This is a genomic window from Bacillus sp. FSL W8-1143 (genome assembly GCF_037965155.1).
GTDB lineage: Bacteria > Bacillota > Bacilli > Bacillales > Bacillaceae > Bacillus > Bacillus pumilus.
In genome coordinates this window covers 3,723,030-3,733,973 of the sequence record NZ_CP150182.1, presented here as the reverse complement: position 1 = coordinate 3,733,973, position 10,944 = coordinate 3,723,030, and the positions used below count along the sequence as shown (strand labels likewise).

Sequence of the window (10,944 nt, the reverse complement as noted above, 5' to 3'; positions counted from 1 at the left end):
AAGGCTTCTCCCCCCTCCTTTTCTTTTTAAAATGACCAGTATCAAACTGTTATAGAACACGAAAAAGAGCAAATGGTCATCACCATTCGTGCACATACATTGTTGAAAACAAATAATATAGTAGAAAAACGTCTTTTCGACAAATTACACAGCCTGTGGATAAACAATTCAACAACCTGTGTAATATCTTTCCACAGCTTATCCACAGATTGTGGATAACGCAAATAGGTCAGATAAGTAATTAAGAGTTAAAACACAAATATAATATCAAAATAAACGAGATGGTGCAATGGGTGTCACAAACTTATCCACACACTTTACATCCTGTTGAAAAATAATTATCCACATCGGTTATTTGTGTGAAAAAAATGTCGATAATGGATGTGGATAGTCTAAATATGCCGGAAAAATATCCACACCCTTGTTTTGGAGGCTTTTTAGGAGGAAAAAAAGAATAAAATGTTGGAAACTGAAAAAGAAGGTTTCTTCGTTTGATAAATTATGTTATGCTTATAAGGTTGATAATAAGAGTTTTATCATTGATATTGACAATCGATGGGTTACACAAATATAATGAGTTAGACTGTCTTAAACAGCTATTCCTCAGGGAGGTGTCATAAATGAAAAGAACGTTTCAACCAAATAACCGTAAGCGTAGTAAAGTTCATGGCTTCCGCAGCCGTATGAGTTCTAAAAACGGACGTCTAGTTTTAAAGCGACGCCGCAGCAAAGGTAGAAAAAAATTATCAGCTTAGGCCACTGAATAATGTCAGTGGTCTTTTTTACATAAAATCGTAATTGAACTGTCAGTTTTTATCGGAGTGGAAGAAAACATGAAGAAGCGAAACAGGCTAAAAAAAAATGAAGAGTTTCAAAAGGTGTTCAAAAAAGGTCAATCAATGGCGAACCGCCAATTCGTTATTTACCAGCTGGATCAACCAAATCAAGATGAACTGCGTTTAGGATTGTCTGTCAGTAAGAAGATTGGTAATGCAGTGATGAGAAATCGTATTAAACGACTGATCCGCCAGGTGTTTTTAGAGGAAGGTCATAAGTTAAAGCAAGAAAAAGACTACATTGTCATTGCAAGAAAACCAGCAAGTGAATTGACCTTTGAAGAAACAAAAAAGTCTCTCCAACATTTATTTAGAAAATCCGCTGTTTATCAACAACAACCGAAAAAGTCTTCGTAATAGAAACTTTCGTTGAATCAATTTTTAAAAGCGCTTCCTTCATCTAGTGAATTAAAATGAAACCACCACTTTGTAATGAAAAAATGTTACCATACTGATTAGGTGAGTCACTTTCGTAATCAATTCCAACTTAAATAAAGTTTGAAGTAATGGGAGGAATCTTGTTGAAAAGGCGATTATTACTAATATTTAGCTTGATTGGCGCATTGGTTCTATTGGCAGGATGTACACAGATTAATGAACCAATCACATCAGATAGTAAGGGATTCTGGAACTCATATATTGTTTACCCGCTATCTCAATTAATCACGTACATGGCAAATTTGACTGGTGAAAACTACGGGGTTGCGATCATTATTGTGACACTGTTAATCCGTTTGCTCATTTTACCATTAATGATTAAGCAGTTAAGAAGTACAAAAGCAATGCAAGCATTGCAACCTGAATTGAAAAAACTTCGTGAAAAATATAGCTCTAAAGATCAAAAAACTCAGCAGCAGCTTCAGCAGGAAACAATGGCCCTTTTCCAAAAGAATGGCGTCAATCCATTGGCTGGCTGTTTCCCAATTTTAATTCAGATGCCAATCCTAATCGGTTTTTATCATGCGATTATGAGAACAGCAGAAATTAAAAAGCATACATTCTTATGGTTTGACTTAGGCAGTCCAGATCCATTGTTCCTATTACCGATCATTGCGGGGGTAGCTACTTTCATTCAGCAAAAACTGATGATGGCTGGAAATCCTTCGGACAACCCTCAAATGGCGATCATGCTGTGGGTTATGCCGATTATGATCATTGTATTTGCTATTAGTTTCCCAGCAGCACTTTCATTGTACTGGGTTGTAGGTAACATTTTCATGATCATCCAAACATTAGTGATTAAAACTCCTCAAGTAAAATTAGATACAAAAGAAAAAGCTGGCGGGAATAAAAAATGAAGGAAATAACTGCTGTCGGTCGCACAATCGAAGAAGCAGTAGATTCCGGACTTAAACAAATGCAGCTTCTAAAAGAAGAAGTAGATATCACAATAGTTGATGAAGGAAATAAAGGGTTCTTAGGATTATTTGGCAAAAGACAAGCTGTAGTCAAATTGATAGAAAAGAGAAATGCTCTTAAATTAGCTACACAGTATTTAGATAATATTGTTAAATCAATTGATCCTAAAGCGAAGATTGTTTCCAAACAGGAACCGAAAAAGATTTCTTTCCACATTGATGGAGATAAAACGTCATTAATGATTGGAAAAAGAGGTCAAACTTTGTACTCTTTAGAAACCTTGGTACAGTTAGTGTTTAATCGCTATTCTGATCAGTATCATCATATTACCATTGATATTGGAGATTATAGGAAGAAGCGACAAGAAGCACTTGAACAATATGCCGTCAAGACAGCAAACAAAGTTTTAAAAACGAAGAGAAAGGTTCATTTAGAACCAATGCCTTCGAACGAACGAAAAGTAATTCATGATACGATCGCTGCTTTTTCTAAAGAACTAGCAACGGCATCGGAAGATACAGGCAGCAAGCGTCATGTTGTGGTGCTGTATAAAAAATAACAGAAAGGCTAGAATTCAGCAAAGCTGGATTTTAGTCTTTTTTTATTGAAAAATTGTGTTTTTATAGAAAATTCATCCTTTATTTCTAAAAAGTTAGGGTGTAATTTGAGTGGAAAATGCCATTTTCACAAGTAAACAAAGGCATCGGGGCGTTTAAATTTATTGGGTTTCGGTGTAAGATGTGAAGATAAGTTGAGAACGTCGTTATTCACATGTGGATAAGTTAAGTGTTAAAATAGATAGGATGCCAAGCTGTGGATAATTAGATGGAGGATACTTTCACTTCGCTTTCATTTATGGTATCTTTAAATTTTGGATTAAGCGTTTTTGATATAGAGATGGACAACGTCCATTTAATAGATAAAAGACTGTCTATTAAGTAGAGAAAGAGGTGATTGAGCGATGGATACAATTGCAGCCATTTCGACACCGATGGGTGAAGGAGCAATTGCGATTATTCGTTTAAGTGGGCCTGAAGCGGTACAGATCGCTGATCGGATGTATAAAGGGCCTAAGGAGAAAAAACTTGTATCAGTGGATTCTCATACCATTCATTATGGTCATATCGTGGATTCAAAGACTGATCAAGTAATAGAAGAGGTCATGGTGTCAGTACTTCGAGCGCCAAAAACATTTACGAGAGAAGACGTTATTGAGATTAACTGCCATGGCGGAATTGTAACGGTCAATAAAGTATTGCAGCTTGCTTTAAGAGAAGGAGCAAGATTAGCGGAGCCAGGTGAGTTCACAAAGCGTGCTTTCTTAAATGGAAGAATAGATCTATCGCAAGCAGAGGCTGTCATGGATTTGATTCGGGCAAAGACGGATCGTGCGATGAATGTAGCAATCACTCAAATGGAGGGACGACTCTCCGGTTTGGTTCAGCGACTGCGCGGCGAGATCCTAGAAACACTGGCGCATATTGAAGTCAATATTGACTACCCAGAGTATGACGATGTTGAAGAAATGACACATCGCGTTTTAGTGGAAAAAGCGACATCGGTCAAAAAAGAAATTGAGTCGCTGCTCTCGACCTCTCAGCAGGGGAAAATCCTTCGAGAGGGCTTATCCACTGTAATTATAGGAAGGCCGAATGTTGGTAAGTCTTCCTTGCTGAATAGTCTTGTACAGGAAACAAAGGCGATTGTCACAGATATTCCTGGAACTACGAGAGATGTCATTGAGGAATATGTGAATGTAAGAGGTGTACCTCTCCGTCTAGTCGATACTGCGGGTATACGTGAGACTGAGGACATTGTTGAGCGTATAGGGGTTGAACGATCTAGACAGGTCTTAAAAGAAGCTGACCTGATTTTACTTGTGCTCAATTATAGCGAAGAATTATCAGAAGAAGATATTAAGCTTTTTGAGGCTGTCTCAGGTATGGATATCATCGTAATTGTGAATAAGACAGACCTTGAGCCTAAGCTTGATGTAGAAAAGGTCAAGCAGTTAGCGAAGGATCGTCCGGTGGTCACTACATCATTATTACAAGAAAAGGGCATTGATGAGCTAGAAATGGCGATTCAATCACTGTTCTTCACTGGATCAATTGAAAGTGGAGATTTAACGTATGTAAGTAATACAAGGCATATTGCCTTACTTCAGGCAGCAAAACAGTCAATTGAGGATGCTCTTGAAGGAATTGCAATGGACGTACCGATCGACATTGTTCAAATAGATTTAACACGCTGCTGGGAACAGCTCGGTGAAATTATAGGAGATGCTGTTCATGAAAGCTTGATTGATCAGTTATTCTCTCAATTCTGTTTAGGAAAGTAAAGGGAGGAACATAAGAAATGGGTTATGAAGCTGGCAATTATGACGTCATCGTCGTGGGTGCCGGTCATGCTGGGGTTGAGGCTGCTCTTGCTTCTGCAAGACAGGGCGCCAAAACACTTGTATTGACTATCAACCTCGATATGGTTGCTTTTATGCCATGTAATCCGTCCGTAGGCGGTCCTGCAAAAGGGATTGTCGTTAGAGAAATTGATGCACTGGGCGGAGAAATGGCACGAAATATAGATAAGACACATATCCAAATGCGCATGCTGAATACGGGGAAAGGACCTGCTGTCCGTGCGTTAAGAGCGCAAGCAGATAAGTTCCAATATCAGCATGAAATGAAAAAAACAATGGAAAATGAACCGAACCTGACAATGCTTCAAGGGATGGTGGATCATTTAATTGTAGAAGATGATGAATGTAAAGGTGTCGTTACCCAAACAGGAGCAAACTATCATGCGAAGTCTGTTGTATTAACGACTGGGACTTTCTTAAAAGGCCGCATTATTTTAGGGGATCTATCGTATTCAAGTGGTCCAAATAACCAGCAGCCATCCATCAAATTATCGGATCACCTAGCAGAGTTAGGATTCGATTTGGTTCGCTTTAAAACAGGAACACCTCCTCGAGTGAATAGTCACTCGATTGACTATAGTAAAACAGAAATTCAACCAGGTGATGACGTTCCGCGGGCGTTTTCCTATGAAACGGTTGAATATATTACTGATCAACTGCCATGCTGGTTAACTTATACGAGTTTAGAAACACATCAAATTATTGATGAGAATCTTCACCGTTCTCCAATGTATTCAGGTATGATTAAAGGAACTGGTCCTAGATACTGCCCTTCCATTGAAGATAAAGTGGTTCGTTTCAATGACAAACCAAGACATCAAATTTTCTTAGAGCCAGAAGGTCGTAATACGCAGGAAGTGTATGTTCAAGGATTATCTACAAGTCTTCCAGAGGATGTACAGCAGCGCATGCTTTCCACCATCCCAGGGCTCGAAAATGTACAAATGATGAGAGCGGGTTATGCCATTGAGTATGATGCAATTGTGCCTACTCAGTTGTGGCCTACACTTGAGACGAAGAAAATTTCTGGATTATATACAGCCGGCCAAATTAATGGTACGTCAGGCTATGAGGAAGCAGCAGGTCAAGGGATTATGGCAGGTATTAATGCAGGAAGAAAAGCATTGGGTAAAGAAGAAGTCATTTTAAGCCGATCTGATGCATATATCGGTGTTCTCATTGATGACCTTGTCACAAAGGGAACAAATGAACCTTACCGTCTTTTGACATCCCGTGCAGAGTATCGTTTGCTTCTTCGTCATGACAATGCGGATTTAAGATTAACTGAACTTGGCTATCATATTGGATTAATTTCTCAAGAAAGATTCCAGGCATACCAGCAGAAAAAAGAAGCCATTGAAGCAGAGAAAAAACGTTTATATTCTGTCATCATTAAACCCACAGCAGAGACACAAGAATTTATTCGTTCACTTGGTGGAAGTGAGCTGAAGGACGGTATTCGTGCAAGTGATTTGATGAAGCGTCCAGAAATGAACTATGAATCAGTTGTGAAGTTAGCTCCTGCTGAAACACAGCTTCCTTCTGATGTGTGTGAGCAGGTAGAGATTCAAATTAAATACGAAGGTTATATTGAAAAGTCACTCCAACAAGTTGAAAAGCTGAAAAAGATGGAGAACAAAAAGATTCCTGATCGTATTGATTATGATGCCATCAAAGGAATTGCAACTGAAGCGAAACAAAAACTGAAAGAAGTCCGACCGCTTTCTGTTGCACAGGCTTCTCGTATTTCAGGCGTTAACCCTGCTGATATTTCTATCCTTTTAGTATATTTAGAGCAGGGACGTATTGCGAAGATAGCAGAATAGAAAGGATGTCGGCATGAACATTGAACAATTTACAGCAGCACTAGAGGAGAAAGGGATGACTCTTTCTCCTGTGCAGCTTGAACAATTTGAAACTTACTTCCGCATGCTTGTAGAATGGAACGAGAAAATGAATTTGACGTCCATTACTGAAAAGGAAGAAGTGTATTTAAAGCATTTTTATGATTCAATTTCCGCATCATTTTTCATTGATTTTCACAAAGTAACGACGATTTGCGATATAGGAGCTGGTGCTGGTTTCCCAAGCATTCCTCTTAAAATTTGCTTCCCTCATCTACATGTGACCATTGTTGATTCTCTTCAGAAACGAATTACGTTTCTCAATGAGTTAGCAAAAGGGTTAAACTTACAAGATACTACTTTTTATCATGATCGTGCGGAGACGTTTGGACAACGTAAGGAAAAGCGTGAAAGCTATGATCTTGTCACTGCTAGAGCGGTTGCGCGTTTATCCGTCTTGAGCGAACTATGTCTGCCCCTTGTAAAAAAGGAAGGATTGTTTGTGGCATTAAAAGCATCTGCTGCTGATGAAGAAATGCAAGCAGGGAAGAAAGCCGTTACTGTCCTCGGAGGAGAGGTTGTTGAAAAGCATTCCTTTGTCCTTCCTTTAGAAGAAAGCGAACGGAACATCATTGTCATTGAAAAGAAAAAGCAAACACCAAAAAAATATCCTAGAAAACCAGGAACACCTAATAAATCACCAATAGAAGGTTGATCATGTAAAAGGTCGGTTTTTCTTCAATATTTAAGATTTTACAGAAGGAAAAAACATGAGAAAATAGAATTATAAAAAGGTAGTTTTTAAAGGTGGTGTAGGTTCATGAAGCATTCACTCTCACGCTTCTTCGGGCTTGGTGACAAAGAACATCCTGAGCGTGAAACCGAAATAGAGGCAGAGATTGCTGAGCATGATACATTAAAGGAAGAGATACAGGAGCTCCCGGTCGACACAATTATGCCAAACCGTTTTCAGCCACGCACCATTTTTTCAGAAGAAAAGATACATGAGCTGGCCACGACGATTCATACCCATGGCATTATCCAACCTATTGTTGTCAGACCGACAGAAGAAGAAGGAAAATATGAACTGATCGCCGGCGAAAGACGTTGGAGAGCGGTACAGACTCTTCACTGGGAGAAAATCCCCGCTATTATAAAAGATTTTACTGATACGGAAACGGCATCTGTGGCATTGATTGAAAATTTGCAAAGAGAAGAGCTGTCTGCTATTGAAGAGGCTCATGCCTATGCACGTCTTTTAGAGCTTCATGATTTAACACAGGAAGCGCTTGCTCAGCGTCTAGGTAAGGGACAATCAACTGTTGCAAACAAATTAAGACTTTTAAAGTTGCCTGAAGAGGTACAACAGGCCATCCTAGAGAAAAAAATCTCTGAAAGGCATGCACGTTCACTTGTACCCCTAAAGCTTCCAGAATTACAAATCGCGCTATTGCAGGAAATCATCGAAAAGCAGCTGAATGTAAAACAGACTGAAGAGCGTGTAGTGAAAATGCTTGAACAAAAAACAGATCGCAAACCGAAGCCAAAACGTAAGGCGTTTAGTCGTGATACACGAATTGCGATGAATACCATTCGTCAGTCTCTCCATATGGTAGAAGACAGCGGGCTTAAAATAAATACCGAGGAAGAAGAATTTGAGGAATATATCCAATTAACAATTCGGATTCCTAAATAGAAAAAAGCTGATGAGAGCCACTCGTCAGCTTTTTTTATTGGTTCTACTTTATATTTACTTATTATTCACAAATTGGTAAAATATGATTTTCATAGAGGAAAGGAGGTGACATGACTCGATGAAAATGAAAAAGACGAATTTTGTTATTATTTGTTATTTACTATTTTCTTTTTCTCTTTTTACAAATGAAACAACCACATTTGCTGTGAATTCGCCAACGGTTCCTGCAGAAGAAAGTCCGCTGACCAAAAAAGAACTGAACGTCCTGAAGAAACAAGGTGTTGTTTCGAAGGAGATCACTTTAGATCAATTAAATCATGAGCATGAGTCTCAGGACGACACAATTGACCTGATTTCAGCTGGCGATCATTTGAAGGCTTATGGCTTACAACAAAACAAGCAGGATGAGTTTGTGACGGATGAAAAGCCGCACACCATCAAGCGCCTTTTAGGAAAGCCGTATCCTGGTACCGATATTTTGCCTAAAAAAGGGGATATATTGGTGACAAACACTGATGCTTTGAAGGGCATCGTTGGACATGCAGGTATCGTCATTAATGAGAAGAGCTTTGCTTCTATTCCAGGGTTTCGACAGCATCCTCAGCTTGATTTCATTCTTAACTGGTTTCGCTATAATGCCAATACAAAGGTCATTCGTATTAATCAAGAGAAAACAGCAGACCTAGCTGGGGAATGGGCGCGCGATTATGTGAAAGCTCATCCAAAGGCTCGATACTCCATCACCATGTCTATTCAATCACTGGACCCGACTTATTGTTCAAAGATTGTGTGGCAGGCCTATGCCAAAACAGGCGATGCTGTAGGACATGCGACATTTACCATTAAGACCCCCTATGGATTCTTAAAAAAGAGAAGCTATAAAACGGTGACCCCTAAGATTATTGTGAACGAAGGCCGTACAATTGGTGGATTACATTTTTGACAAGTGCCCCTCACTTATGATGGAAGTGAGGGTTTTTTATGCATATCTTTTTCTTCAAAAAAGATATATCGATATATTTTTTACTACGTTTAAGTTCGTCTTTTCATGTACGAAAATAGACATTTGCTGACGAATATATAATGGAGAAACAAAAAAAGCAAACGTTTCATACTTTTTTTGATAGAATAGGAAGTATGAATGAATGAGAAACTTGTTAAGTTGAAAGTGGGTGACATCGTGGGAAAAATCATAGCGATTACCAACCAGAAGGGCGGCGTTGGGAAGACGACAACTTCTGTTAATTTGAGTGCGTGTTTAGCATACATAGGTAAACGAGTGTTGTTAGTTGATATTGATCCGCAGGGCAATGCCACGAGTGGTATTGGGATTGAGAAGGCCGACGTAGAGAAGTGCGTGTACGATATTTTAGTTGATGATGCAGATGTTCTTGATGTGATTAAGACGACAGAGGTCGAAAATCTTGATGTCATTCCTGCGACAATACAGCTTGCAGGGGCTGAAATAGAGCTTGTGCCTACGATTTCACGTGAAGTGAGATTGAAGAGAGCACTTGAATCTGTTAAGCAAAATTATGATTATATGATTATTGACTGCCCGCCATCACTCGGATTACTGACGATTAATGCGTTAACAGCATCCGATTCCGTTTTAATCCCGGTACAGTGCGAATATTATGCGCTTGAAGGATTGAGCCAGTTGTTAAACACCGTTCGTCTCGTGCAGAAACATTTAAATACGGATCTCGCCATTGAAGGTGTCCTGCTGACAATGCTTGATGCACGAACAAATCTTGGGATTCAAGTCATCGAAGAAGTGAAGAAATACTTCAGAGATAAAGTCTATCAGACCGTGATTCCGCGAAATGTAAGACTGAGTGAAGCGCCTAGTCATGGGAAACCGATTATCTTGTATGATCCACGTTCAAGAGGTGCAGATGTCTATTTAGACTTAGCAAAGGAAGTGGATGCGAATGGCTAAAGGTCTTGGAAAGGGTATTAATGCACTATTTAACACTGTAGACTCAAATGAAGAAACGGTTGAAGAAATCAAAATAAAGGATTTGCGTCCAAACCCGTATCAGCCAAGGAAAACGTTTGATGAAGATGCATTGTCTGATCTCAAAGAATCCATTCAGCAGCACGGTGTTTTACAGCCAATCATTGTCCGTAAATCGATTAAAGGATATGACATTGTAGCAGGTGAACGTCGTTTCCGTGCAGCACAACAAGCTGGTCTGACAACGATTCCTGCGATCGTCAGAGAATTTTCAGAAACGCTGATGAGAGAGATTGCCCTTTTAGAAAATCTGCAACGCGAGGATTTAACTCCATTAGAAGAAGCGGAAGCCTATGCTTCCTTACTAGATCACTTAAGTGTGACGCAAGAGGAATTAGCGAAGCGATTAGGGAAGAGCAGACCGCATATTGCGAACCATCTCCGTCTTTTGACTTTACCGGATGAAGTACAAAAGCTGATTGCAGATGGAAAGTTATCGATGGGTCATGGAAGAACATTGCTTAGCTTGAAAAACAAAAATAAGCTGGCGCCATTGGTAAAGAAAATTGTGGACGAGGGGTTAAACGTACGTCAGGTTGAGAAACTTGTTCAGCAATTAAACGAAAATGTTCCACGTGAAACAAAGAAAAAAGAAGCACCAAAGGATCGAGTGTTGAAAGAAAGAGAGTCTTTCTTACAAAACTACTTTGGCACTTCAGTGTCGATCAAGAAACAGAAGAAAAAAGGAAAAATAGAGATTGAATTTCTCTCCAACGAAGATTTAGAAAGAATTCTCGAATTGCTTTCTAAGAGAGAATCATCAGAGTGAC

At 39.3% G+C, this 10,944-nt stretch carries 11 protein-coding genes; all 11 read left to right on the top strand.

Annotated features, from left to right (window positions below):
* The first annotated feature begins 620 nt into the window (after window positions 1-620).
* The 11 genes from rpmH to NSQ36_RS19055 all read left to right on the top strand — a co-directional run bounded on the left by rpmH (window position 621) and on the right by NSQ36_RS19055 (window position 10,943).
* The gene (gene rpmH, locus NSQ36_RS19105) at window positions 621-755 is read left to right on the top strand and encodes a 50S ribosomal protein L34 (RefSeq protein ID WP_008360908.1); all 135 of its coding nucleotides are present in this window, start codon (window positions 621-623) and stop codon (window positions 753-755) included.
* A gap of 78 nt (window positions 756-833) precedes the next feature.
* On the top strand, window positions 834-1,193 hold the full coding sequence (gene rnpA, locus NSQ36_RS19100; RefSeq protein WP_003214983.1) for a ribonuclease P protein component: 360 nt from the start codon (window positions 834-836) through the stop codon (window positions 1,191-1,193).
* A 158-nt stretch (window positions 1,194-1,351) separates the two neighbouring features.
* Window positions 1,352-2,134 (top strand): YidC family membrane integrase SpoIIIJ, encoded by a 783-nt coding sequence (spoIIIJ, locus tag NSQ36_RS19095; protein ID WP_095117972.1) that lies wholly within the window; start codon window positions 1,352-1,354, stop codon window positions 2,132-2,134.
* Window positions 2,131-2,754, top strand: a complete 624-nt coding sequence (gene jag, locus NSQ36_RS19090) for an RNA-binding cell elongation regulator Jag/EloR (protein ID WP_003215074.1) — start codon at window positions 2,131-2,133, stop codon at window positions 2,752-2,754. The genes spoIIIJ and jag overlap by 4 nt, the downstream gene beginning before the upstream one ends.
* Before the next feature lie 402 nt (window positions 2,755-3,156).
* Entirely contained in the window at window positions 3,157-4,536 is a 1,380-nt protein-coding gene (mnmE, locus tag NSQ36_RS19085) for a tRNA uridine-5-carboxymethylaminomethyl(34) synthesis GTPase MnmE (RefSeq protein ID WP_253621942.1), read from the top strand.
* A gap of 17 nt (window positions 4,537-4,553) precedes the next feature.
* Window positions 4,554-6,440 carry a tRNA uridine-5-carboxymethylaminomethyl(34) synthesis enzyme MnmG gene (gene mnmG / locus NSQ36_RS19080; RefSeq protein ID WP_212046501.1) on the top strand — a complete coding sequence of 629 codons (1,887 nt, stop codon included), beginning with the start codon at window positions 4,554-4,556 and terminating at the stop codon, window positions 6,438-6,440.
* Between the two features lie 13 nt (window positions 6,441-6,453).
* Window positions 6,454-7,173: a 16S rRNA (guanine(527)-N(7))-methyltransferase RsmG gene (gene rsmG / locus NSQ36_RS19075; RefSeq protein ID WP_003215161.1), complete on the top strand. Its 720-nt coding sequence runs from the start codon at window positions 6,454-6,456 to the stop codon at window positions 7,171-7,173.
* Between the two features lie 105 nt (window positions 7,174-7,278).
* Window positions 7,279-8,154 carry a nucleoid occlusion protein gene (gene noc / locus NSQ36_RS19070; protein WP_003214896.1) on the top strand — a complete coding sequence of 292 codons (876 nt, stop codon included), beginning with the start codon at window positions 7,279-7,281 and terminating at the stop codon, window positions 8,152-8,154.
* A 118-nt stretch (window positions 8,155-8,272) separates the two neighbouring features.
* Window positions 8,273-9,097, top strand: coding sequence for an orthopoxovirus pf05708 family protein (locus NSQ36_RS19065; RefSeq protein WP_253621943.1), 825 nt, complete (start codon window positions 8,273-8,275; stop codon window positions 9,095-9,097).
* A 237-nt stretch (window positions 9,098-9,334) separates the two neighbouring features.
* Window positions 9,335-10,096 (top strand): sporulation initiation inhibitor protein Soj, encoded by a 762-nt coding sequence (soj, locus tag NSQ36_RS19060; protein WP_034620351.1) that lies wholly within the window; start codon window positions 9,335-9,337, stop codon window positions 10,094-10,096.
* A complete protein-coding gene (locus tag NSQ36_RS19055) occupies window positions 10,089-10,943 on the top strand; it encodes a ParB/RepB/Spo0J family partition protein (RefSeq protein ID WP_253621944.1) in 855 nt (284 codons plus the stop codon). The genes soj and NSQ36_RS19055 overlap by 8 nt, the downstream gene beginning before the upstream one ends.
* Window position 10,944: the final 1 nt, after the last annotated feature.

Excerpts from the sequence above, each read along its gene's own strand:
- mnmG (WP_212046501.1), top strand. The coding sequence starts at position 4,554 with ATGGGTTATGAAGCTGGCAATTATGACGTCATCGTCGTGGGTGCCGGT.
- rsmG (WP_003215161.1), top strand. The coding sequence starts at position 6,454 with ATGAACATTGAACAATTTACAGCAGCACTAGAGGAGAAAGGGATGACT.
- rpmH (WP_008360908.1), top strand. The coding sequence starts at position 621 with ATGAAAAGAACGTTTCAACCAAATAACCGTAAGCGTAGTAAAGTTCAT.
- rnpA (WP_003214983.1), top strand. The coding sequence starts at position 834 with ATGAAGAAGCGAAACAGGCTAAAAAAAAATGAAGAGTTTCAAAAGGTG.
- NSQ36_RS19065 (WP_253621943.1), top strand. The coding sequence starts at position 8,273 with ATGAAAATGAAAAAGACGAATTTTGTTATTATTTGTTATTTACTATTT.
- NSQ36_RS19055 (WP_253621944.1), top strand. The coding sequence starts at position 10,089 with ATGGCTAAAGGTCTTGGAAAGGGTATTAATGCACTATTTAACACTGTA.
- noc (WP_003214896.1), top strand. The coding sequence starts at position 7,279 with ATGAAGCATTCACTCTCACGCTTCTTCGGGCTTGGTGACAAAGAACAT.
- jag (WP_003215074.1), top strand. The coding sequence starts at position 2,131 with ATGAAGGAAATAACTGCTGTCGGTCGCACAATCGAAGAAGCAGTAGAT.
- mnmE (WP_253621942.1), top strand. The coding sequence starts at position 3,157 with ATGGATACAATTGCAGCCATTTCGACACCGATGGGTGAAGGAGCAATT.